Source organism: Brevibacterium sp. LE-L (genome assembly GCF_050214925.1).
GTDB lineage: Bacteria > Actinomycetota > Actinomycetes > Actinomycetales > Brevibacteriaceae > Brevibacterium.
The window spans coordinates 3,700,701-3,724,620 of record NZ_CP189759.1 but is presented as its reverse complement, the minus strand read 5'-3'; the positions used below and the strand labels follow the sequence as shown (position 1 = coordinate 3,724,620).

General features: G+C 65.2%; 19 protein-coding genes. 13 read left to right on the top strand and 6 right to left on the bottom strand.

What is annotated here, in order from left to right:
• Positions 1 to 675, bottom strand: coding sequence for a tripartite tricarboxylate transporter TctB family protein (locus ACQE2J_RS16935; RefSeq protein ID WP_240690115.1), 675 nt, complete (start codon positions 673 to 675; stop codon positions 1 to 3).
• Positions 672 to 1,709: a Bug family tripartite tricarboxylate transporter substrate binding protein gene (locus ACQE2J_RS16930; RefSeq protein WP_240690117.1), complete on the bottom strand. Its 1,038-nt coding sequence runs from the start codon at positions 1,707 to 1,709 to the stop codon at positions 672 to 674. Before ACQE2J_RS16930 ends, ACQE2J_RS16935 begins: the two co-directional genes overlap by 4 nt.
• A 200-nt stretch (positions 1,710 to 1,909) precedes the next feature.
• On the opposite strand from ACQE2J_RS16930, the gene ACQE2J_RS16925 reads away from it, so the two are divergent.
• The 10 genes from ACQE2J_RS16925 (at position 1,910) to ACQE2J_RS16880 (ending at position 14,512) form a co-directional block, all read left to right on the top strand.
• Positions 1,910 to 4,171, top strand: a complete 2,262-nt coding sequence (locus ACQE2J_RS16925; protein WP_135542474.1) for a S9 family peptidase — start codon at positions 1,910 to 1,912, stop codon at positions 4,169 to 4,171.
• A 263-nt stretch (positions 4,172 to 4,434) separates the two neighbouring features.
• Positions 4,435 to 5,418: an ABC transporter substrate-binding protein gene (locus tag ACQE2J_RS16920; protein WP_135542475.1), complete on the top strand. Its 984-nt coding sequence runs from the start codon at positions 4,435 to 4,437 to the stop codon at positions 5,416 to 5,418.
• 141 nt (positions 5,419 to 5,559) lie between these two features.
• Positions 5,560 to 6,543: an ABC transporter permease gene (locus ACQE2J_RS16915; protein WP_135542477.1), complete on the top strand. Its 984-nt coding sequence runs from the start codon at positions 5,560 to 5,562 to the stop codon at positions 6,541 to 6,543.
• Between the two features lie 5 nt (positions 6,544 to 6,548).
• A complete protein-coding gene (locus ACQE2J_RS16910; protein ID WP_135542479.1) occupies positions 6,549 to 7,340 on the top strand; it encodes an ABC transporter ATP-binding protein in 792 nt (263 codons plus the stop codon).
• A 108-nt stretch (positions 7,341 to 7,448) separates the two neighbouring features.
• On the top strand, positions 7,449 to 8,162 hold the full coding sequence (locus tag ACQE2J_RS16905; protein WP_135542481.1) for a TetR/AcrR family transcriptional regulator: 714 nt from the start codon (positions 7,449 to 7,451) through the stop codon (positions 8,160 to 8,162).
• Positions 8,159 to 8,515, top strand: a complete 357-nt coding sequence (locus tag ACQE2J_RS16900) for a DMT family transporter (protein ID WP_240690119.1) — start codon at positions 8,159 to 8,161, stop codon at positions 8,513 to 8,515. The genes ACQE2J_RS16905 and ACQE2J_RS16900 overlap by 4 nt, the downstream gene beginning before the upstream one ends.
• Complete coding sequence (locus tag ACQE2J_RS16895; RefSeq protein ID WP_135542483.1) at positions 8,512 to 8,826, top strand: DMT family transporter; 315 nt, start codon at positions 8,512 to 8,514, stop codon at positions 8,824 to 8,826. The genes ACQE2J_RS16900 and ACQE2J_RS16895 overlap by 4 nt, the downstream gene beginning before the upstream one ends.
• Positions 8,827 to 9,241: 415 nt before the next feature.
• Complete coding sequence (locus ACQE2J_RS16890) at positions 9,242 to 11,395, top strand: BCCT family transporter (RefSeq protein WP_205683403.1); 2,154 nt, start codon at positions 9,242 to 9,244, stop codon at positions 11,393 to 11,395.
• Positions 11,392 to 12,981, top strand: coding sequence for a choline-sulfatase (gene betC / locus ACQE2J_RS16885; protein ID WP_135542485.1), 1,590 nt, complete (start codon positions 11,392 to 11,394; stop codon positions 12,979 to 12,981). Before ACQE2J_RS16890 ends, betC begins: the two co-directional genes overlap by 4 nt.
• A 130-nt stretch (positions 12,982 to 13,111) precedes the next feature.
• Positions 13,112 to 14,512, top strand: a complete 1,401-nt coding sequence (locus ACQE2J_RS16880) for a TIGR01777 family oxidoreductase (protein WP_135542486.1) — start codon at positions 13,112 to 13,114, stop codon at positions 14,510 to 14,512.
• A gap of 13 nt (positions 14,513 to 14,525) precedes the next feature.
• On the opposite strand, the gene ACQE2J_RS16875 is transcribed toward ACQE2J_RS16880, so the two are convergent.
• Both ACQE2J_RS16875 and ACQE2J_RS16870 read right to left on the bottom strand, forming a co-directional pair.
• Positions 14,526 to 15,059 (bottom strand): hypothetical protein, encoded by a 534-nt coding sequence (locus ACQE2J_RS16875; protein ID WP_135542487.1) that lies wholly within the window; start codon positions 15,057 to 15,059, stop codon positions 14,526 to 14,528.
• 159 nt (positions 15,060 to 15,218) lie between these two features.
• Positions 15,219 to 16,448: a cobalamin-independent methionine synthase II family protein gene (locus tag ACQE2J_RS16870; RefSeq protein ID WP_135542488.1), complete on the bottom strand. Its 1,230-nt coding sequence runs from the start codon at positions 16,446 to 16,448 to the stop codon at positions 15,219 to 15,221.
• Between the two features lie 215 nt (positions 16,449 to 16,663).
• Here ACQE2J_RS16870 and ACQE2J_RS16865 point away from each other — a divergent pair, with 215 nt between their 5' ends.
• The gene (locus tag ACQE2J_RS16865) at positions 16,664 to 17,239 is read left to right on the top strand and encodes a hypothetical protein (RefSeq protein WP_135542490.1); all 576 of its coding nucleotides are present in this window, start codon (positions 16,664 to 16,666) and stop codon (positions 17,237 to 17,239) included.
• Between the two features lie 259 nt (positions 17,240 to 17,498).
• Here ACQE2J_RS16865 and purL read toward each other — a convergent pair whose 3' ends face one another.
• Complete coding sequence (gene purL, locus ACQE2J_RS16860; protein ID WP_426936698.1) at positions 17,499 to 19,883, bottom strand: phosphoribosylformylglycinamidine synthase subunit PurL; 2,385 nt, start codon at positions 19,881 to 19,883, stop codon at positions 17,499 to 17,501.
• A 210-nt stretch (positions 19,884 to 20,093) separates the two neighbouring features.
• Here purL and ACQE2J_RS16855 point away from each other — a divergent pair, with 210 nt between their 5' ends.
• Positions 20,094 to 21,005 carry a rhodanese-related sulfurtransferase gene (locus tag ACQE2J_RS16855; protein WP_426936697.1) on the top strand — a complete coding sequence of 304 codons (912 nt, stop codon included), beginning with the start codon at positions 20,094 to 20,096 and terminating at the stop codon, positions 21,003 to 21,005.
• A gap of 59 nt (positions 21,006 to 21,064) precedes the next feature.
• On the opposite strand, the gene ACQE2J_RS16850 is transcribed toward ACQE2J_RS16855, so the two are convergent.
• The gene (locus ACQE2J_RS16850; RefSeq protein WP_426936696.1) at positions 21,065 to 22,141 is read right to left on the bottom strand and encodes a LacI family DNA-binding transcriptional regulator; all 1,077 of its coding nucleotides are present in this window, start codon (positions 22,139 to 22,141) and stop codon (positions 21,065 to 21,067) included.
• Positions 22,142 to 22,379: 238 nt separating this feature from the next.
• Between ACQE2J_RS16850 and ACQE2J_RS16845 the strand changes: the two genes are divergently transcribed.
• The gene (locus tag ACQE2J_RS16845; RefSeq protein WP_425119841.1) at positions 22,380 to 23,828 is read left to right on the top strand and encodes an aldehyde dehydrogenase family protein; all 1,449 of its coding nucleotides are present in this window, start codon (positions 22,380 to 22,382) and stop codon (positions 23,826 to 23,828) included.
• The last annotated feature ends 92 nt before the right edge of the window (positions 23,829 to 23,920 follow it).

Genomic DNA, 23,920 nt, shown 5'->3' with positions numbered 1-23,920 from the left:
TCAGAAGCCACCTCCCAGGATTCCCGAAGGAAGGTTGAGCCCCAGCATCACCGCGAAGGCGATGTAGACCAAGGATGAGAACGTCAGCGCCACAGTGAGGTCGAACAAGGGCTTCTTCGAGCCCATCGACCTCGCCACGCACCAGAACAGAAGCGCGGCGGCGATGATCCACCCGGCGAACTCGAGGATCAGCGCGAAGGCGGCGAAACCGCCGGCGCCCCAGGCCAGGGATACGAAGTCGCTGTGCGTGCGGTGCTTCGTATCGGCCGCCCGAGCTGCGGCCAGAGCCTTGCGGTCGCCTGCCGGTTCGTCCTCTTCGTGAGGGGACAGGCGCGATGCCGAGACCGCCGCGGTGACCGGGGTCGAGAACGCGGTGTCCTCCTCGACTTCGGTCGGCACCTCGTCGTCGACGTCGACCGGTTCCGGATTGCGCATATAGGCGATGACCAGCAGGATCGTCAGTGCATATCCGACGATCATGATGATCATCGGGAAGAACTGCGGCCCCGGTTTGTCCGCATCCTCGGCGACGTCCATCGTGAGGATGCCGACGAGGAGATAAGTCGAGAAGGCTCCCATGATGAGCGGAACGATCAGTCCCGATCGTCCCTGCCACCAGGTTCCCGCGCCGAGGCGGTTCGTCCGTTCCGTGTCCGTTGCTGTCTGTGCGCTCACAGTCCCAACTCCTTCAGCAGCTTCTCTACCCGGGAGCTGTCTTCCTTGATGAATTCGGTGAACTCATCACCGGTCAGCCACACGTCGGTCCACTTGTTCCGATCGAGGGCGTCCTTCCAGGCCGCGCTGTCGCGGGTCTTCTGCAGCACCCCGAGCAGCTGGGAGGATTCGGCGCCGGTGATTCCGGGCGCCCCGAGCCAGCCGCGCCAGTTCGTCAGCGTCACTTCGTAGCCCTGTTCGGACATGGTCGGCACATCGTCGAAGCCCTTGATCCGCTCCGGAGCGGCGACACCGATGGCTTTGACGCGTCCGGCTTCGATCTGGTCGGAGACTTCGTTGAAGCCGCAGGACGCGAAGTCGGTGGTGCCCGAGAGCAGCGTCTGGATCGCCTCACCGCCGCCGGACTTCGGAATGTAGGTGATGTCGGAGGCGGGGATTCCGCCGAGCAGTGCGAGCTGAGCGATCGTAAGATGGTCGACGGAACCGGCCGAGCCGCCCGTCCACACGAATCCCTTCGGGTCCTTCTTCCACGCACCGACGACATCGTCGATCGTGTTGTGCGGGGAGTCGGCTGCGGCGATGAGGACGTCATAGTCCTCGGCCACGCGGGCCAGCAGAGTGGTGTCAGCGAAGCCGACGGGCGATGCGTTCAGTGCGATGCCGCCGACCATGGCCGTGCCGGTGGCCAGGATCGTATCCGCCTGACCGTGCATGGTCGAGAACTTGCCGAGACCGATGGTGCCGCCGGCTCCGGGAATGTTGACGACCTGCGCGTTGTTCGCCAGCGCCTCGACGCGCATGGCCTGCTGAGTCTCCCGGGCGAACCCGTCCCAGCCGCCACCCGCCCCGGCCGGAGCGATGAGGGTGAGGTTCGATGACAGATCGCCCTGGGCCGAGGCGGCCTTGAACGAGTAGGTCGTCGCCGTGCCGATCGCCGCCAAGGCGATCGCCCCATAGGCGAAGCGACCGAACATTCGTCGTGAAGGATGGGAGGATTCGGCAGTCGAATCCTCGGGAGGTGGCGCCTGTGGCACGGACTTCTCCTTTGAAGGCAGGTGTGATGTGAGACTCACCTTAAGGTGGTGCGCTGACGCGGCGCCTGCTTATGCTCACTCTGCGCGTTCTGCTCATTGAGCGCGTTAAGCGCATTCTGCTCGCCCGGGGGCCTGCGAGGGCCGCGCGAAGGTGCCGCCGAGCACGCCTCGGTCGACGAGTCTGCCACTAGGGTGGACTCATGAGCGAAACTTCCGGTGCAGCAGCCCCCGAATCATCCGAAACTCCGACGGCCTCGTCCGTGTCTTCCAAGTCCGAGTCCTCGAAGCCCGCGAGCCCGACGCTGGCAAGCCCGACCTCGGCCCCGGTGGCGAAGAAGGTGCCCCTCGAGCGCACCCACCACGGGCATACCTTCGTCGATGACTTCGAATGGATGCGGGAGAAGGACTCGCCCGAGGTCATCGCGCACCTCGAGGCGGAGAATGCCTGGACCGCGGCGCAGACCGCTCATCTCGAAGGACTGCAGGAATCGATCTTCACCGAGATCAAGACCCGCATCAAGGAAACCGACATGTCCGTGCCCAACCGGCGCGGCGCCTACTGGTACTTCTCCCGCACCCGGGCCGGACTCGACTACGGCATCAGCGTCCGCGTCCCGATCTCCGGACCCGAGGACTGGACCCCGCCGACGGTCGGCGAGGACGAGCTGCCCGGTGAAGAGGTCGTCTTCGACTCGAACCTCGCCGCCGAGGGGCAGGAGTTCTTCTCACTCGGATCCTTCTCGCTCTCCGACGACGGACGGTGGCTGCTCTACGGCGTCGACACCACCGGAGACGAACGCTATACCTTGCGACTGCGGGATCTGGAGACCGGTGACGAACTCGATGACGTCATCGAAGGCACCTTCGCAGGAGCCTCGCTCGATCCCAGCGGCCGCTTCGTCTTCTACACCACGGTCGACGACGCCTGGCGGCCGGAGAAGGTGTGGCGCCACCGCGTCGGCACCGCAGCGGGGGCAGACACCTGCATCTTCGAAGAACCCGATGAACGCTACTTCGTCGGCTCCGGGTTCTCCCGTTCGGGCACGATGATGTTCGTCGTCACCGGGTCGAAGACGACCACCGGCTACTGGAGCATCAGCGCCGACGACCTCGAAGCCGAACCGCAGGAAGTCTGGCCGCGCGTCGAAGGCGTCGAATACCACGTCGAACACGCTGTCATCGGCGGTGAGGACCGGTTCCTCATCACCCACAACCGCAACCGCGACGACTTCGAACTCGTCGACGTCCCCGCCTCCGACCCGACGGCGGACCCGCGCCCCGTCCTCGCCGACATCGACGGCATGCGCATCGAAGACGTCGACGCCTTCGCCGACTTCATCGTCCTCAGCTACCGCCGTGGCGGCTTCGCCCGCGTCGGCACCATCGCGCTCACCCTGGACGCCGCCTCGCCCTATGGGGCACTGCAGGAGCTGCCCTTCGGTCGAGAGACCGGAACCCTGATGCTCTCGGCCAACCCCGAGTTCGCCCAGACCGCCATCCGGCTGCTCTTCACCTCCATGTCGACTCCGTCTGTGCTCTACTCCCACAGCATCGCGGACGGCACTGACACGGTTCTCAAACGGCAGCCCGTGCTCGGCTCCGTCGAACTCGACAAGTATGACGAGACCCTGCTGTGGGCTCGCGCCGAGGACGGCACCGAGGTGCCGATCTCGGTGGTCTACCGCACGGACCTGCAGCGCTTCGCCGATCAGGGCACGGCCGCCTCGGCGCCGGAAGAGCCGTCACCGCTCGTCCTCTACGGGTACGGCTCCTACGAAGCGAGCATGGACCCGTATTTCTCGGTCTCACGGCTGTCTCTGCTCGACCGCGGGGTCGTCTTCGCCATCGCCCACGTCCGCGGCGGCGGAGAGATGGGCCGACACTGGTACGACCAGGGCAAGACCACCGCGAAGAAGAACACCTTCACGGACTTCATCGCCGCCGCGAACCACCTCGTCGAGGAGGGATGGACACGACCGGACCGGCTCGTGGCCACCGGCGGATCGGCCGGCGGACTGCTCATGGGCGCGGTCGCGAACATGGCTCCCGAACTCTTCGCCGGAATCAGTGCGCACGTGCCCTTCGTCGACGCTCTGACCTCGATCCTCATGCCCGAACTGCCGCTGACCGTCATCGAATGGGAGGAATGGGGCGATCCGCTGCACGATGAGGACGTCTACGACTACATGCGCTCCTATTCCCCCTATGAGAACGTCACCGAGGCCGCGTACCCGAAGATCCTCGCCGTGACCTCGCTCAACGACACCCGGGTCCTCTACGTCGAACCCGCGAAATGGGTCGCCCGGCTCCGCGAAGTCGGGGCGAACGCCCTGCTCAAGACGGAAATGGTCGCCGGCCACGGAGGCGCCTCCGGCCGCTACGACGCCTGGAAGGAGACCGCGTTCGACTTCGCCTGGATCCTCGATGTCCTGGGACGAACGGATGTCGAGATCGAGCCCTGACGGGACGTCTGTCGCCGGAGATAACGATACTGGGACGATTGTCTCCAAAAGCCGCAATCGGCACCCGGTGTCAGTGCCGGGCAATAGAGTGGATATCATCACATTCGACGTGATGTGCGTCATGGTCTCAGAACGGTCTGAGGCCAGGTGACACATCATTCATCTGCATCGCCCTGCCCTCTCGCGTGCGAGGGGAGGCGGTGCCGAATGCAGAATTCGTGACGGATCCGCACCGGCGGACCGAAATTCCGAAAGGGAGAAGAATGCGTCTCAGGAAATTGGCCACAGCGATTGTGGCGGTCGGTTCGATTCTTGCGGTTTCGGCCTGCTCCGGCGGAGAGGGCGGTGACGGCGGGGGCAAGGACGACTCGTTCGCCATCGGTGTCTCGCAGCTCGTGCAGCACCCGGCGCTCGACGCCGCCACCGAAGGCTTCAAGAAGTCCTTCGAAGATGCCGGCGTCGACGTGGACTGGGATGTGCAGAACGCCCAGGGCGAACAGGCCAACGCGACCTCGATCGCCCAGACCTTCGCCAACGACGACCTCGACCTCGTGCTCGCCGTCGCCACCCCGGCCGCCCAAGCCGCGGCCCAGGCGATCACCGACAAGCCCGTGCTCTTCACCGCCGTCACCGACGCCGAGGAAGCCGGGCTCGTCGACTCCAGCGACAAGCCCGGCGGCAACGTCACCGGCACCTCCGACCTCAACCCGGTCGAAGAGCAGCTCAAGCTCGTCAAGGACGTCAAGCCCGATGCGAAGACCGTCGGCATCGTCTACAGCTCCGGTGAGGTCAACTCGCAGGTGCAGGTCGACCTGGCGAAGGAGGCCGCGAAGGGCCTTGATGTGAAGATCAAGGAAGCGACGATCGCGAACTCGAGCGAACTCGCCCAGGCCGTGGAGTCACTCGGCAAGGTCGACGCCTACTACGTGCCCACCGACAACAACGTCGTCTCGGCCGTGTCGACCATGGTTCAGGCGGCAGAGAAGAACAAGGCTCTGCTCGTCGGCTCCGAAGCCGGCCAGGTCGAATCCGGGGCAGCGATCACCCGCGGCATCGACTACACGAAGCTCGGCGAACAGACCGGCGAAATGGCTCTCAAGATCCTCCAGGACGGAAAGAAGCCTGCCGAGATGCCGGTCGAGACCAGCTCGAACCTCGAGCTCGTCGTCAACCCGAAGGCCGCCAAGGCCCAGGGCGTTGAAATTCCGCAGAAGCTCATCGACGAAGCCGACAACGTCATCGACTGACCCTCGTCGGCCACACCTCGTGACCCGGTGCGCGGAGTCCTGAACTCCTCAGCCTGAGGTCACCGGCGCCGAGGGTGCCGGCAGCACTGCCGGCCCCCTCGGCGCCACCACGAACCACACACCAGAAATGAACGGAAACCCATGTTCGGAGCATTGGAGCTCGGGCTCATCTACGGCGCGATGGCGCTCGGGGTCTATCTGACCTTCAAGGTCCTCAACTTCCCCGACCTCACCGTCGACGGAAGCTTCACCACGGGCGGCGCCACCGCAGCCTCCCTCATCATCGCCGGGGTCGACCCCTTCCTGGCCACCGCCGCCGCGATCGGTGCCGGACTCATCGCCGGATACATCACCGGTCTGCTCCACACCAAGGGCGGCATCGATGGACTGCTCGCCGGCATCCTCACGATGATCGGACTGTGGTCGATCAACCTGCGGATCATGGGCAAAGCGAACCTGCCGCTGCTGCGAGAGGACACCGTGTTCACCCCGCTGCGGGAGAACATGCTGTTGGGCACCTGGGTGTCGATCGCGATCCTGCTCGCCTTCGCCCTCATCCTCAAGTTCGCCATCGACTGGTTCCTCACCACCGATCTCGGCCTGGCCATCCAGGCCACCGGCAACAACAAGGAGATGATCCGCAGCCTCGGTGTGAACACCGACAATTCGACGATGCTCACCCTCGCCCTGTCGAACGGGTTCGTCGCGCTCTGCGGTGCCCTCGTCGCCCAGTACCAGGGCTTCTCCGACATCAGCATGGGCATCGGCCTCATCCTCGTCGGACTGGCGTCGGTCATCCTCGGCCAGGCCGTGTTCGGCAACCGCAACATCTTCATGGCCAGCCTCGGCGCACTGCTCGGCTCCGTGTTCTACCGGCTCATCATCTTCCTCGCCCTGCGCGCCGGGCTCGATACGAACGACATGAAGCTGACCACTGCGCTCCTCGTCGTCATCGCACTGCTGCTGCCCAGGTGGGGCTTCCTCAAGCGGATCCCGTCGCTGCGCGGCCGCGGCAACCGTGCGGCCACCTCGGTGCCGCAGGGCACGACCGACATCAAGGACCCGGCCGAGATCGCTGACATCCCTGCCGGGGCAAGCAGTGCACGCGCCGGGAAGGAAGGCTGAGTGGCATGCTCAAGATCAACACCATCTCGAAGACCTTCTTCGCCGGAACCGTCAACGAGCGCAAGGCGCTGCAGGGGCTTTCGCTCGAACTCGCCGAGTCCGACTTCGTCACCGTCATCGGCTCCAACGGTGCGGGCAAGTCGACACTGCTCAACACGATCTCCGGACGTCTGCCCATCGACTCCGGATCGATCACGATCGACGACGCCGAGGTGTCTCGGAAACGTGAACACAAGCGCGCGAAGTACCTGGGCCGGGTGTTCCAGGATCCCATGGCGGGCACAGCACCGGACCTCACGATCGAACAGAACCTGTCCCTGGCGCTCAAGCGCGGACAGTCACGTGGGCTGGGTCGGGGCACCACCTCGGCGCGGCGGGAGCACTTCAAGGACGAGTTGGCGACGCTCGAGCTCGGCCTCGAGAACCGACTGAAGACGAAGGTCGGGCTGCTGTCCGGCGGACAGCGGCAGGCGCTGAGTCTGCTCATGGCCGGATTCACTCAGCCGCGGATCCTGCTGCTCGACGAGCACACGGCGGCGCTCGACCCACAGCGCGCAGCGCTGGTGACGGCGCTGACGAAGAAGATTGTCGAAGCTGACGGGCTGACCACGCTCATGGTCACCCACAACATGGAGCAGGCGATCGCGTTGGGCAACCGGCTGATCATGATGCACGAAGGTCGCATCATCTACCAGGCCACGGCCGAGGAGAAGAAGGACCTGACGGTTGAGACTCTGCTCGGGGAGTTCTCGAAGCTCAAGGGAGCGACCCTGGGGGACCGGGCGCTGCTCAACTGAGTCGCAGGACCAATCCGCTGAACTCGCGGAGTGGCCGCATCGGCGAGCAGCTGGGCCGGTGAAGGCCAGGGCTGGCTGACTTTACCAACCGGTTGGTAAAGTCGCTGTATGGCTGGTGATGCGCGGACACGGATTCTCGAAGCGGCGAAGGCTCTCGCCGAATCGCACGACTCGGTGCAGGGTGTGACCATCTCGCTCGAATCGGTCGCCCACCAGGCAGGGCTGACGAAGCCGGGGCTGATGTACCACTTCCCCTCCAAACAAGCCCTCATGGTGGGAGTGGTCGATCATGCCGCCGAGCATTGGGCGCATATGCTCGCCGGGCAGGCCGGGAAACCGGTTGGGGAGCTGTCGAGCTTCGAGCGGCACCGCGCCTATGTCGCCGTCGCGACCACGGCAGAGGTCTCCCGCGCCGACTACTGGATCTTCTCCGATGCCCTCTACCACCCGACGTTGGCGGAGGCGTGGAGTGGCCACCTCGGGCCGTGGTTCGACACCGTCGGGCTCGACGCGCAGGCGGTGTCACTGCTGACCGCGGCCCGGTTCTGCGCTGACGGGGCATGGATGTCCGAAGCCACCGGAGTCTTCCGGTCGACCGACCTCGCCGCAGTGCGCGAACACGCCCTCGGACTCATCGACATGGCCGAAAGACTCACCGCAGGAAACGGCCGTGCTGCGGCGAACCGCCGTACCGGAGCCGAAGAGCCCGCAGCGGCAGGTGAGTGCTCAGCCGCCGAAGATCGCGCCGTTGCCGATGACGCCGGCACCGACACCGGCACCGCCACCGGCACCGGCACCGGCACCCGGGAGGTGACCGCATGAATATGACTCGTCTGCTCCTCCTCGCCGTCGCCATCCTCGCCGAGGTTGCCGCAACGCTGATGCTGCGCGCCTCCATCGCCGATCCGGTGTGGATCCCCGGCGTCGTCATCCTCTACGCCGCAGCCTTCTTCATCCTCGGCCTCACGCAGCGACTCGGGATGCCGCTGGGCGCCGTCTACGCCACCTGGTCGGCCAGCGGCGTCGCACTCGTTGCGATGCTCGGTGTCGTGTTCTTCGGAGAAGTCCTCAGCTTGGGTGCCGTGATCGGCATCGTCGTCATCATCATCGGTGTCGTCCTTGTCGAGTCGGGAACGCCCGGCGAATCAGAGACCGTGGAGGAGGTGACCGAATGAGTTGGCTCTGGTTGGTCCTGTCGATCCTCAGCGAAGTCGCGGGCACCCTGTGCCTGCGCGCCAGCGGGGGCCTGCAGCGCAGGATCTGGATCATTCCCGTCGCCATCGCCTACGGTGCTGCCTTCTACTTCCTCGGCCGAACACTGGCCGCCGGCATGCACCTCGGGGTCGCCTACGGCCTCTGGGCCGCTTGCGGAGTCGCCCTGGTCTGCCTGCTCTCACGCGTCATCTGGAAGGACCCGCTGACGCGGAAGGCACTTCTCGGCATCGGTTTCATCGCCGTCGGCGTCATGCTCGTCGAAGCAGGCTGAGCTCAGCGGCAAGCATTCCGGGCAGAGTGGCCTTGAGGCTGTGTCCAGCGGCCGTTGCCGTTTCCTTTGGGAAGACTGCAGAAACTGTTATCGTCTGAAGATATGACTCTTTTCGGAAGTGACGACCCACACCGTGGTGGTTCGTCGACTCCGAATCGTGAACGCCCGAGCTGTGGCTTCGCCGATGACTCCTGGGAACCTGCTGCCGTCGGATGGTGGGGCGGAGAGCCCTAAGCACCGTCCGCCGATCCGCGGAGCCCCCTGCTGATCGGCGACAGCCCAGTCGATCTCGAATCCTGAAAATCTCTGACCTGATGAGCCGCCGAGCTCATCGGGCGATAGCGGGTATGTCTGCTGGGCCTGTCGCCGTTCGACGAACAGTTGTCCTGACCGCCGAATGAAAGTGAACCGACACATGGCAGACGATTTCGAAACGAATCCCGACCGGACGGAATCGGACCAATCCACCACGTCCACCCGCCGCCCGCCGCGAGAACGGCTGAAGGCCGACGCGAAGCGCGTCGGTGCTGAAGCGGGACGGGTCAGCCGAGAGACCGGACGAGGCCTCGGCAAGCTCGACTACAGCCGCCCCGACCCTCGCAAGGCCGGTGCCAGCGAGGCGGGCGCCAACTACCCGCACGACACCCACCCCATCCTCGTGCCCGGCATCGCCATCGACGAGCAGCGTCGTCACTACTTCCTCGACAAGATCATCTTCGCGATCGCCGGGTCGCTGACCGTCGCATTCGTCATCTGGGGCATCGCAAGCCCCAGCAGCGTCGCCGGTGTCGCCCAGACGGCCTATGACTGGGCGACTCTGCACGTCGGTTGGCTGTTCAACCTCGTCGCCATCATCGTGCTCGTGTCTCTGCTCATCCTCGCGTTCTCGCCCTACGGCAAGATCCCCTTGGGCAAGGACGGAGAGAAATCCGAGTTCAGCACCTTCTCCTGGGTCGCGATGCTCTTCGCCGCCGGCATCGGCATCGGTGTGCTCTTCTTCGGGCCCTCCGAGCCGCTGACCTACTTCATCGCCCCGCCTCCGCTGACGAACGATCCGGAGACCACCGAAGCGCTTCACGGTGCGATGGCCCAGACCTACTTCCACTGGGGCTTCCACGCCTGGGCGATGTATGCCCTCGTCGGCGGTGCCATCGCCTACGCCGCCTACCGTCGCGGACGCTCCCTGCTGCTGTCCTCGATCTTCGTCACCCTCTTCGGCAAGCGCCAGACCGAGGGCTTCGCCGGCAAGCTCGTCGACATCTTCGCCATCGTCGCCACGCTCTTCGGCACCGCCGCGGCCCTGGGCATCGCGGCCATGCAGATCGGCACCGGAGTCAGCATCGTCTCCGGAGCGGGACCGATGACGAACAATATGCTCGTCATCATCATTCTCGTCCTCACCTGCGGATTCATCATCTCGGCCGTCTCCGGCGTCTCCCGGGGAATCCGCTACCTGTCGTCGATCAACATCGTGCTCACCGTCGGCATCGTCGCTCTGGTCCTGTTCCTCGGACCGACTCTGTTCCTGTTCAACCTGCTGCCGTCGGCGTTCATGGAATACCTCGGCTCGATGTTCGACATGATGGGCCGGTCTCTGTCCTGGGGCGATGAGACTCAGGAATTCCAGTCGCTGTGGACCGTGTACTACTGGGCCTGGTGGATCTCCTGGTCGCCGTTCGTCGGTACCTTCATCGCCCGCATCTCCCGCGGTCGCTCCATCCGTCAGTTCATCCTCGGGACGATCTTCATCCCCTCGACTCTGCTCTTCGTCGCCTACGGCATCATGGGCGGAACCTCGATCTCGATGTACCGTTCCGGAGCCGCGGGCTTCAACGACAGCATGGAAGCCCCCGAGGTGTTCTTCACCCTCATCGACAATCTGCCCTACGTCGAATGGCTGCCGTTCGTCGTCATCGTCGTCCTCGCGATCTTCTTCATCACCTCCGCGGACTCCGCCTCGGTGGTCATGGGCATGCTCACCAGCCGCGGTGATCAGGAGCCGAAGAAGTGGGTCGTCGTGTTCTGGGGTCTGGTCATGTCCGGCATCGCCGTGGTCATGCTCCTCCTCGGCGACGCCAGCGCGCTCGAAGGGCTCCAGCAGCTCGTCATCGTCACGGCCGTGCCGTTTGCGATCGTCATGCTCTTCATCATCGTCGCGTGGTTCAAGGAGCTGCGCACGGACCCGCTGGCTCTGCGCCGGCAGTACGCGCTCAACGCCGTCGACAATGCCGTGGTCGCCGGTGCCGACGCCTATGGCGACGACTTCGCCCTCCAGGTCGTTCCCACCGAACCCGGTGACGGCGCGAACTGCGGCATCGACTCCGAACACGAGGACTACACCGGCTGGTACCAGCGCACGGACGAGAACGGCGATCCGGTCGGCTTCGACTACGAAACCGGGGAATGGGCCGACGGCTGGACCGCCGATACCGAATCCGGTGATCCGGACGGATCCGCGGCAGCCGATGATGACCCCACCGACACCGAGGCTGAGGAACTCGCCGGGTCCGGAGCTGCCTCGGCGACCGATTCCGACTCCACCACCGATCACCGAGAGGACCGCTCATGACCACCCCGAACATCATCGTCATCCAGGCCGATCAGATGGCCGCGCAGGCCTTGGGCGCTTACGGCGATCAGGCCGCGCTGACACCGAACATGGATGCTCTGGCCGCCGATGGGGCGGTTTTCGATCGGGCGTACTGCAATACGCCCCTGTGTGCGCCGTCGCGGGCATCGATGATGACCGGACGGATGCCCTCGGACGTCGACTGCCTCGACAACGGCGATGACTTCGCCGCCTCGGTGCCGACCTTCGCCCACCGGCTGCGCAAGCTCGGCTATCACACGGCGCTCATCGGGCGCATGCATTTCATCGGGCCTGATCAGCACCACGGGTTCGAGCAGCGCCTGACCACCGATGTCTACCCGGCCGATCTCGACATGGTTCCGGACTGGCAGCGGCCGTTGGAGGAGAAGCTCCAGTGGTACCACGAAGCCGAACCCGTGTTCACCGCCGGAGCGGCGAGTGCGAACGTCCAGCAGGACTTCGACGATGAGGTGATCTTCAAGACCCTGCGGCACCTCAACGACCGCAAACGCGCGAATCAGGCGGCCGGATCCGACCAGCCGTTCCTCATGGTCACCTCGTTCATCCACCCGCACGATCCGTACGAACCGCCGAAGGCCAACTGGGACCGATTCGCCGAGGTGGACATCCCGGACCCCGCCCACCCCGAGGTTCCCGATGCGGCCGAGGACCCGCACAGCCACCGGCTGCGCACGATGTGCGGTTTCGACCAGCGCGAGCCCGGCATCGAGGACGTGCGGCGAGCCCGCCGAGCCTACTATGCGGCGGTGAACTACATCGACGACCATGTCGGGGCGATCAGGAAGCGGCTCGAAGAGCTCGACCTGGCGAAGAACACGGTCATCATCGTCACCAGCGACCACGGTGACATGCTGGGGGAGAAGGGACTGTGGTTCAAGATGTCGCCCTACGAGCAGTCCTCCCGGGTGCCGATCATCATCAACGGCCCCGCCGAGGTGGTCACTCCCGGCCGCTACGCCAACCCCGTCAGCCTCGTCGACCTCGCGCCCACTCTGCTCGAGATCGCCCGCACCGGCAGCGATGCGGCCTCTGCGGACGGTGGGGCTGACGCGCCGGCCGGGGCCGCCTCGGCGATCGATGAAGGGCTGGTGGGTACGTCCCTGCTGGAGTCGGCTCGGCGGGAGGCCACGGGAGAACTCGGACCCGAGGACCGGGATGTCGTCGTCGAATACTTCGCCGAAGGCACCTACCGCCCGCAGGTCACGCTTGTGCGCGGAGACTGCAAGCTCACGCTCTGCCCGGGCGATCCGGCTCTGCTCTTCGACCTCGCCGCCGACCCGGATGAGCTGGTCAACCGGGCCGAGGACCCCGCCTATGCGCAGACGCTGCAGGCGATGCGGGAGGAGCTCGAGTCCCGCTACGACCTCGACCACCTCGAGGAGCACGTGCTCGGGAGCCAGTCGAGCCGGCAGCTCGTTGCCGATGCGCTCAAGGTCGGAACGGTGAGGCACTGGGACTTCGACCCGGAACCCAACCACGGCTACGTCCGCGGCGATTTCTGGTCGGCGTTCCGATTCGGAAAGATCCCCGCCGTCGAAAGCTGAGCGACGACAGGCATTGTCACCGGCCGGTGGGCGCATCGCCCACCGGCCGGTGACAATTCATCTTCACTTGGGCGAGTTGTGCCTCACACTCTCAGGATCGAGTGGCATCATCTCAAGCAGGAGGGACGTCATGACGAAGTTCGAGTGGACATCTGAAGTTCCGCTGTCGGCGGAGACGACCTATCTCTGGCACGCCCAGCCGGGAGCGCTGACCCGGCTGTCGCCGCACTGGGCGCAGGAGATCGTCGAGGAGAGCTACCCTCCGATCTCGCCGGGCTCCGTCGCACAGGTGCGAACGAGCGTTCCGGGCAGCTACGGCCTGGTCCGCCGTCCCTTCAGCTCGGTGCACTCGGAGGGGCCGTCGAGGTTCTCCTTCGTCGACGAGCTCAAGAAGGGCCCGCTGAGCCAGTGGAAGCACACCCATGAGTTCACCTCGGTCGCCGGAGGGACGAAGATCGACGATCAGGTCGAGTTCTCCATGGCACCGCAGGGGTTCGACGCCATCGATCGCACTCTCATCCGCAACCTCGAGGCGACATTCGCGGCCCGGCACCGACGCATGCTCATGGACATCTCATTCATGGAGAGCACGAACGCACCCCTGCTGACGCGGAAGAAGGGCAAGCGGATCCTCATCGCCGGCAGCAGCGGGATGATCGGCCGCCAGGTGGCCGCACTGTTCTCCACGGCCGGTCACTTCGTGCGTCTCCTCGTACGGCGGACACCGACGCTGCCCTACGAAGTGCATTGGAATCCGGACCTCGGCATCATCAACCCCCGCGACCTGGCGTGGGCGGATGCGGTCGTCCACCTCGGCGGGAAATCCATCGCCACCCGCTTCACGAAGAGCGCGAAGCAGGAGATCCGGTCCTCACGGATCGATTCGACGCGGCTGCTGGTCGAAACCATGCTCAGCCTGCCCGAGGCCAAGCGTCCGGAGGTCTTCGTCTGCGCCTCGGCGGTCGGATACTACGGATCGGACTCCGACGAACCCGTGGACGAATCGGCTCCGGCCGGCCAGGGATTCCTCGCCGAGGTGTGCCAGGAGTGGGAGTCCGAGGCCGCACGCGTCGAGGAAGCCGGCGTGAGATGGGTGTCGATCCGCACCGGGGTCGTGCTGTCCACCCTCGGCGGGCTGCTGAAGATCCAGGCCCCGCTGTATCTCGCCGGTGCGGGCGGAAAACTGGGCAGCGGCGAACAGGCCCTGGCGTGGATCTCGCTCGATGATGTGGCCCGAGCCTACGTCCACGCTGTTCTCTACGACTATGTGCGGGGGCCGGTCAATGCTGTGGCACCGGACCTCGTCACTCAGGCGGAGTTCGCGGAGGCACTCGCCGCTCATCTCCACCGCCCGGCCCGTGTGCCCACCCCGGGCTTCGTCACCGAGCTGGTCCTCGGTCGCGATGGGGCCAAGGAACTCGCGCTGGCCGATCAGAAGGTGGTGCCCGAACGTCTGCAGGAGACCGGATACCAGTTCGCGCAGCCGACGCTGGCCGACTGCCTCGAGGAGGAGCTCGGAACCGGAGCCTGAGCCGCCGAGAGTCTCAGTCCGACTCGGGCGTCCACTGAGAGGGATGCAGGCTGCGGTAGTTGCGCACGACGGCGGCGATGAGCGCAGCCGCGAGAGAGACGAAGACGAACTGCTGCAGATGAGCGGGCACCGGCAGACCTGCCGCTGCCCAGAGATCCATCCACAGCAGTGCCGTGAAGAAGCCGCTGCACAGGCCGGAGAGGATCCGCAGGAACTCGAGCATCCTGGCATAGACATAGTCCGTGCGTCCTTCGGCGATCCAGAACGACTTGAAGAAGACGAAGGGCATCTGCACAAGAGACAGAGGCAGGGACTCCCATAGCGGCCGGATCATGAAGCCGACCGAGATGAGCAGGGAGACGGGAATGACCGCGGTGAGCACCAGGGCCTTCGACGACCAGGATCCGATGGTTCCGTTCGAGCCGATATGACCGGGGACGGTATTCGGTGCGAAGACGAAGATCGTGGCGAGGAGGACGCAGAGCATCACGGCTGCGAATCCGAACGCTCTGGGGTCGGACTCCGATCGATGATGTGGCGGTGTCATTGTTCGAGCCTATCGAGTCGCGTCGGTGCTGCCCCGGTGGCGTTGCCTGGGTGTGGCCGTTGGGGTCGCCTCGGCGGGTGCCGAATGAGCCGCGGGTGAATGCGGCGATCCCCTCCGCCGTTCGAAAAGGATCGGCGGAGGGGACCGGACGCACGCGGATCAGAAGCGCTGCGAAGCGATCTGCGCGCCTTCGGTCAGGGACTGCAGCTTCGCAACCGCGATCTCCGGGTGGATGCGTCCACCGAGACCGCAGTCGGTCGAGGCCACGACGTTCTCCGGCCCGACGAGCTTGGCGAAGCGGCCGATGCGCTCGGCGACGAGCTCGGGGTGCTCGACGACGTTCGTCGCATGGGAGACGATGCCGGGGATGATGTACTTGCCCTCGGGCAGCTTCGTCTCCTCCCAGATCTTCCACTCGTGCTCGTGGCGGACGTTGGCCGCCTCGAAGGTGATGCCGGCGGCGTTGATCGACAGCACCTGATCGACGATCTCGGCGAACGGCAGGTCCGTGACATGCGGTCCGTGCCAGGAGCCCCAGCAGGTGTGGATGCGGACCTGGGCCGGATCGATGCCGCGCAGGGCGTGGTTGAGGGCGTCGATGCGGACCTGGATGAACGCCCGGTAGTCGTGGAAGGACGGTTCGGGGTTGATCTGGTCGAAGTTCTCCGCCAGTGAGGGGTCGTCGATCTGGACGGTCAGGCCCGCCTCGGTGATGGCGAGGTACTCCTCGCGCAGAACATCGGCCCAGGCCCAGATGAATTCCTCATCGGTCTTGTAGTACTCGTTGGCCACGCGTGAGGCCGAGCCGGGGGAGAGCGCGTTGATGTAGCCGTCGCGCTCGTCGTAGCCTACGGCGGCGAGGCCGGCCTTGAGATTCGCGATGTCCTGAGCGACGGCCTTCTGGCCGATGTAGCTGATGGGTCCCGTCGCCTTGGGGAACTGCGGCTGTGCTCCGGTGTCGGTGCCGGCGTTGGCGTCCGCGTAGACGTTCGGGAAGAGGTTGCGATCGCGCCGATCGGAGAAGCTCGTGAGCACGATGTTGCCGGGAGTCGAACGGTTGGCCGGCTCTTCGAAGATGTTGCGGTCGTGGAGTTCGAGTCCGCCGGTGCGGGCGAAGGAATAGTGCCACCAGGCGCCGTAGTCGAGGTCGGAGGCCATTGCGTGACCGTATTCGCCGTCATTGGGCAGGGTGATGCCCAGATCCTTCTGGCGCTTGACGAGATCAACGACGCTGGCGGCGAGGAGTTCGTCGAACTCCTGGGCCTCGGTGTCGGAGACCGTCTCGCCGCCGAGGCGGGCTGCGGTCTGAGCGTGCTTGACCTTGTTGGCCTCGATGAGCTCAGGGGTGCGGGGTAAGGATCCGGCGTGCGAAGTGCGGATCGTGGCCATGGGTGACTCTCCTCAGGTTGTGCGGTGGCATATCAGCCGTATCGTTCCGTTTCAGACAATCACATCAGTGGTGACGCATGCATGGGCGCCGTCATGTTGGGTCACGTGCCGGTCGCCGCCACTTCCATCTTGGTACGGTCGAATAGCAAAGACTGATGGTCCTCCACGTTTGGAATCGGTGAGAAAGGGCAGCCGAGCAGAAGGAGAGGGGCGCTGTGGTCGGCTACATCCTCGGCGGCGAGGTCCTGTTCTGGGTCCTGCTGCTCGCCGGAGTCTCGTCACGGTACCTGCTCGGCTGGAGGGTGACCTCGGCCGGGCTGCTCCTCGCCACGCCTGTCGTCGACCTCGCGATCATCGCGCTGACCTATGTCGATCTGGCCGGCGGTGCACGCTCGGACTTCAGTCATGGACTGGCTGCGTTCTACGTCGGGTTCTCGATCGTCTTCGGCCCCGAGATCATCGCTCGCTTCGACAGGCGGTTCGCACGCAGGCACACAGGTCTGTCCGAGGAGCAGCTGCCTCCAGTGCCGATACGCACGGATCTGGCCTATCTGTGTCGCTGTCTCATCGCGTCGGGCATCACTGTGGTCCTCTTGGCGATCGGCATAGCCCTCGCCGGTTGGGCCGACTCCTTCTGGCTGATCTACTGGATCGTCGTGGCCGTTTCGACTGCAGTGATGTGGGCGCTCGTCGGCCCGATCCGCAAGCGCTGGGGTCGAGGTCGGAAGCAGGACTCGCCTGATCACCCGACACAGGACTCACCTGATCGTCCGACCCCGAGAGAGGAATAGCGTCACCGGCCGTTTACGAGCCGACGGCCTCGTCGGATCACGAGCATCCGCGACGGAGCGCAGGCTCGTGCCACGGTCCCTGGCGCCCGCCGACCTCGCGCCACCCGCGCCCGCCAAACGCCGAGAGGACCACTTCGCTTCGAGCGGACCAGTTGCAACTGGCACTCTCGAAGCGAAGTGGTCCTCTCGGTGAGCGACCGGGCCGTGGTGGCCCGACTCTGTGAATTAAACGGCGCTTGTCGCGACTACACGGCGCTTCTCAGACCGCGGTCTCGGTCACTGCGGCGACGCTTCCGCCGAAGCGATTGCGCAGAGTGTCTTCGTACACGCGACCGAGCTCGTCGAGGCCGATCGAGAAGTGGTCGACGATGTCGAGGCTCGGCTCCGGGTCGCCGGCATCGGTCATGCCGATGCGCACGAACGGGAACCGGCGGGCGGTGCACATGTCCTTGAACCGGACCTCCTCCGAGCGCGGGACGGCGACGATCGCACGTGCCGAGGACTCGGAGAACAGTGCGGTGAACACGTCGACGCCGTCACGTTCGCAGACTTCGTCGAGCCAGATCCGGGCACCCGTGCCGCAGCGCAGGCTGGACTCGACGAGCGCCTGCGACAGGCCACCCTGCGACAGATCGTGCGCGGCATCGATCATGCCGTCGCGCGAGCAGTTGATGAGGATCTCGCTGAGCTCCTTCTCCGCTTCCGGCTTGTACTGCGGAGGGACTCCGCCGAGGTGGCCGGCCGTGACGTCGGCCCACGCCGATCCGTCGAGCTCATCCTCGGTGGTGCCGAGCAGGTAGATGGTCTGGCCCGGTTCCTTCCACCCGCTGGGGGTGGCGCGGGTGACGTCGTCGAAGACGCCGAGCACACCGACGACCGGGGTCGGGTGGATGGCCACACCGCCGGTCTGGTTGTAGAGGGAGACATTTCCTCCGGCGACGGGGATGCCCATGTCCTGGCAGGCATCGGCCAGTGCCTCGACGGACTGCGCGAACTGCCACATGATCTCCGGGTCCTCCGGGGATCCGAAGTTCAGGCAGTCGGTGACCGCACGGGGGATGGCACCGGAAGTCGAGACGTTGCGGTAGGCCTCGGCCAGGGCCAGCTGGGCACCGCGCGCCGGGTCGAGGAAGCTGTAGCGACCGTTGGCGTCGGTGGCGATGGCCACACCGAGTCCGGTCTCCTCATCGACGCGGACGACACCGGCATCATCCGGGTACGCCAGCGCAGTATTGCCCTGGACGTACTTGTCGTACTGCGATGTGATCCACGACTTCGAAGCGAGGTTCGGCGAACCCGCGAGCTCGAGTACGGTCGAGCGCAGCTCCTCGTCGGTCTCCGGCTTCTTCAGCCCGGCGTTGTCGACGGTGTTCGCAGCCACCTCGGCGGTCCATGACGGCTGAGTGAACGGACGGTTGTAGACGGGGCCGTCGTGGGCGACCGAGCGCGGAGGCACATCGACGATGACGTCGCCGTGCCATTCGATGACGAGACGGTCGGAGGCGGTGACCTCGCCGAGCACGGAGGTCTCAACCTCCCACTTGCCGACGATGGCGAGGAACTCCTCGAGGCGGTCGGGACGGACGACGGCCATCATCCGCTCCTGCGACTCCGACATGAGGATCTCCTCAGGCGTGAGGGTCTCATCGCGCAGCAGCACATCGTCGAGCGCGATGTGCATTCCGCCGTCGCCGTTGGACGCCAGCTCCGAGGTGGCGCAGGAGATGCCGGCAGCGCCGAGGTCCTGAATGCCTTCGACGACGCCGGCGCGGAAGAGTTCGAGGCAGCATTCGATGAGCACCTTCTCTGCGAAGGGGTCACCGACCTGCACGGCGGGGCGCTTCGAGGGCTTCGTGTCGTCGAAGGACTCCGAAGCGAGGATCGAGGCACCGCCGATGCCGTCGCCGCCGGTGCGCGCACCGAAGAGCACGACCTTGTTGCGGAGTCCCGACGCATTGGCCAGACGGATGTCCTCATGCCGCATGACACCCACGGCCAGAGCGTTGACCAACGGGTTCGCCTGGTAGACGGAGTCGAAGACGGTTTCTCCGCCGATGTTCGGCAGCCCCAGGGAGTTGCCGTAGTTGCTGATGCCGGCGACCACACCGTGGACGACGCGGGCGGTGTCGGGGTGATCGATGGCACCGAAGCGCAGCTGATCCATCACGGCGACCGGGCGGGCGCCCATGGAGATGATGTCGCGGACGATGCCGCCGACACCCGTGGCCGCGCCCTGGTGAGGCTCGACATAGCTGGGGTGGTTGTGGGATTCGACCTTGAAGGTCACGGCCCAGCCGTCGCCGATGTCGACGACGCCGGCGTTCTCGCCGATGCCCACGAGCAGGTGCTTCTTCATATCCTCGGTGACCTTGTCACCGAACTTCGACAAGTGGACCTTCGAGGACTTATACGAGCAGTGCTCGGACCACATCACCGAGTACATGGCCAGCTCCGCCGAGGTGGGGCGACGTCCGAGGATCGTCTTGATCTGCTCGTATTCGTCGGCCGTGAGACCGAGATCGGCGAAAGGCTGTTCGACGTCGGGATTCGCCGCAGCGAACTCGACCGTCTCCTTGACCTTCTTCGAAGCATTCTGCGGGGAATCGACCTGCGTGGAATCCGCAGAGCTGAGGTTTGACGTCATGTCCTCTTCGGGGCCCTTTCATACGACACGGCACTCACGGCCAATCTTAGCCGTGTCCCGACCCGGGCCGCGAAGCGCGTCCACGATGGGCCGCCTCGACGAGGTCGCAGTGATGGCTCCGGTGGCCCCGCCGCGGCGACGCGGAGGGGATCGTTCCGGTGATCCCACCTCGGCGAGGACGGCGGCCTGCGCCGCCTTAGAATGGGAGTCATGGCAACTCCCAAGATCGTCCTGTTCTACGTCTTCACTCCGCTGGCCGACCCCGAAGCGGTCAAGCTGTGGCAGCACACCCTTGCCGAGAGTCTCGGCCTCAAGGGGCGGGTGATCGTGTCGAAGGACGGCATCAACGCCACCATCGGCGGGGACATCTTCGACGTCAAGCAGTACGTGCGGGCGACGAAGTCCTATGCCCCGTTCAAGAAGGCCGACATCAAGTGGTCCAACGGTGAGGGCGATGACTTCCCGCGGCTGAGTGTGAAGGTCCGGGACGAACTTGTCACCTTCGGCACCGCTGACGAAATCACGGTCACCGAGGATGGTGTCCGAGGCGGCGGGCAGCATCTCAAACCCGGTGCCCTGCACAAGCTGCTCGACGAACGCGGCGACGATGTCGTCTTCTTCGACGGCCGCAATGCGATGGAAGCGCAGATCGGGAAGTTCCGCGATGCCGTCGTCCCCGACACGGACGCCACCCGCGACTTCATCGCCGAGATCGAGTCCGGCAAGTACGACGATCTCAAGGACAAACCGGTCGTCACTTACTGCACCGGCGGAATCCGCTGCGAAGTCCTGTCGGTGCTGATGAAGAACCGCGGTTTCGAAGAGGTCTACCAGCTCGACGGCGGCATCGTCCGCTACGGCGAGACCTTCGGCAGCTCCGGTTACTGGGACGGTTCGCTCTACGTCTTCGACAAGCGCATGCACGTCGAGTTCGGTGACAACGTCGAATCGATCGGGCACTGCGTGCACTGCGAAGCGAACACTCCGGTGTTCGTCAACTGTGCGAATCTCGATTGCCGCAAGCAGTATCTGCGGTGCGAGGAATGCACGGACAAGGGACTGCAGCCCTACTGCACCGAGTGCGCGGACGCAGGAGTCGGCGCGGACGCGGTTGCCGGCTGAGATGGGCGGTGCCCGGAACCGACCTCAGACTCTGTCTGCGCTCTCCTTCGGCAGAGGCTTCATCCCGACGGCGATGTCGATCCCGACGACGGCTTCGCAACCGTTGATCGCCGAACCACAAGTGATGGGGTGATGAGGTTCTCCCGGCGGGGGGCCTCTGGGTCGGCGAGGATGTCGAAGACCGCTTGGGCCGACAGTCGCCCGATCAGTTGGTTCTGCGGATCGACAGAGGTCAGGGAGATCCGTTCGAGGCCGGACAGAGAGATGTTGTCGAATCCGACGACCGCGAGCTGATCGGGTACGCGCACTCCTGCCTCGTCGGCGGCGGCCAGGACCCCGATGGCGGAGATGTCGTTGACCGAGACGATGGCGGTCGGCGGCGTGCTCGACCGCAGAAGCTGCTGAGCGGCCGTATACCCGTCGTGCTCAGAGAACCCGGCCGACTGGACTCTCGGCACCAAGCCGCGGGAGCGCATGGCTTCGATGTATGCGGTCTCCCTCGATTTCGCGACCGCGCTGCCCTGCCCGCCGGTGAAGGCGATCTGTGCATGGCCGAGTCCCTGGAGGTGATCGAGCACCAGAGCGATTCCGCTGACGTCGTCCATGCGCACCGAGGAATAGCCGGAGCCAGGACTCGGAGCAGCACTGGCGTAGACGGTGGGGATGCCCGAGGACAGTGCTTCGTGCTCGATGACCGTTCCGACGACGATCAGCGCCTTCGGCCGCAGGTCCTGCAGCATTGCGATGACCCGGGAGTCGATGCGGCCGTAGGGCTCGGTCGGACTCCGATCGTTCGCGATCGTTGCACTGGTGATCAGGCCGTATTCGCCACGCGCATCGAGTTCGGACCGGACGGCATCGGCGATTTCGGCGAAGATCGGGTTGTGGAGATTGACGACGAGAATGCCGACGAACGGCGATCCGTCTGCGGCGAGTGAGCGGGCCAGGAAGTTCGGCTGATAACCCAGGGATTGAGCCGAGCGCAGAATCAGTTCGCGGCGGCGTTCGCTGACGCGCTGCGGTTCTTTGAAGGCAAGGGAGACCAGTGACTTCGACACCCCGGCAGCCGCAGCAACATCGCGAATCGTCGGCCGCGACCGCGCGGTCCTCGACCCGTCACTGTTGGAATTCGGCATATGCTCATCATCACACATGGGCAGGGGAGTCGAGCGGGGTCGGGTCCGTCCGGGCCGTGGAACACGAAATCTCAACCTGAGTTTCCAGAGAGTGCTTGACAATGTCGGCGGCGTCACATTAAGTTCGCATTGATCTCATTTTGAACCGGTCCAAATATTTGGACGAAAAACGATGAACTTCAAATTGGACCGGTTCAAAATGAGGCTTGAAGATTGTCGAAAGAGTTTGGAGTACGCAATGACGCGCAGCGAATTGCTGATCGGTGGAACCTGGCGAGCTTCTCGTGAGGGAAGCGGTCAGCTGAAAGACGTGGTGTCGCCGTTCGACGGACGCACCGTCGGACAGGTTTCGATCGCGGGTGCTGCGGACGTCGAAGCCGCCCTCGAATCCGCTTCTCGCGGTGCCGAGGTCTGGCGCAGGACTCCGGCCCACGAACGCAGCGAGATCCTGCTCAAGGCCGCGGCTCTGGCCGACGAGCGCACCGAACAGATCGCCCAGGTGCTCTCGGCCGAGAACGGCAAGACTCTGCGCGAAGCCCGCGCAGAAGCCGGCCGCTCCGGTTCGATCATCCGCCTGGCGGCGTTCGAAGGCACACAGCTGTACGGCCAGACGCTTCCCCTCGACGCGAACCCGGGCACCGGCCTCGACAAGGTCGGCTTCACGCTGCCCCAGCCGGTCGGCGTGGTCGTGGCGATCACTCCCTTCAACTACCCGGCGCTGCTGGTCAACCACAAGATCGCCCCGGCGTTGGCCGCAGGCAACTCGGTGATCCTCAAGCCCGCAAGCACCACGCCGCTGACGGCGCTGGCGCTGGCCGAATGCTTCATCGATGCCGGACTGCCCGAGGGCGTCCTCTCTGTGCTCACCGGATCCGGTGGGGACATCGGCGATCGCCTTGCCGCAGACAAGCGCGTCCGGAAGATCTCGTTCACCGGCTCCACGGGGGTCGGCGAGCACCTGGCCTCCATCGCCGGTGTGAAGAAGCTGTCCCTGGAACTGGGGTCGTCTGCCCCCGTCGTCGTCCTTCCCGACGCCGATATCGAGCTCGCGGCGAGTGCTGTTGCCGCCGGCGGGTACACGAACGCCGGTCAGGTCTGCATCTCGGTGCAGCGAGTCATCGTCCACGAAGACATTCAGGGTGACTTCCTCGATGCGCTGAGCGCCAAGGTCCGGGAACACCGGATCGGCAACCCCGACGATGACGCGACGACGGTCGGAACCCTCATCACCGAGTCCGAGGCCAAACGTGTCGAAGGGGCCATCCGCGAAGCCGTCGGCGCCGGAGCACGCCTCGAGCTCGGAGGCGACCGCGACGGCGCGATGATCGAGCCCGCAATCCTCAGCGGCGTCGATCCCCAAGCCTCGATCGCGCAGGACGAGATCTTCGGGCCCGCAGTGGCCGTCTCCACCGCCCCCGACGTCAAGACCGCCATCGAACTGGCGAACTCGACCGACTACGGACTCGCCGCCGGGATCTTCACGAACAACGTCGACGCAGGCGTCCAGTACATGCGTGAGGTCGATGCCGGAAACATCCACATCAACTGGACTCCGCTGTGGAGGGCCGACCTCATGCCGTACGGGGGTCTCAAGGCCAGCGGAATCGGCAAGGAAGGTCTGCGGGCCGCCGTCGAAGAGATGACCGAGTCGAAGACCGTCGTCATCCACGGCCGCCCCTGGGCCTGACTCTTCGGGACAGAAGAGCGCACAGACAGCGTTCGGTGCGGAACACACACCGACACACCAACCTCGGCGCCCATGATCACAGAAGGTCACGG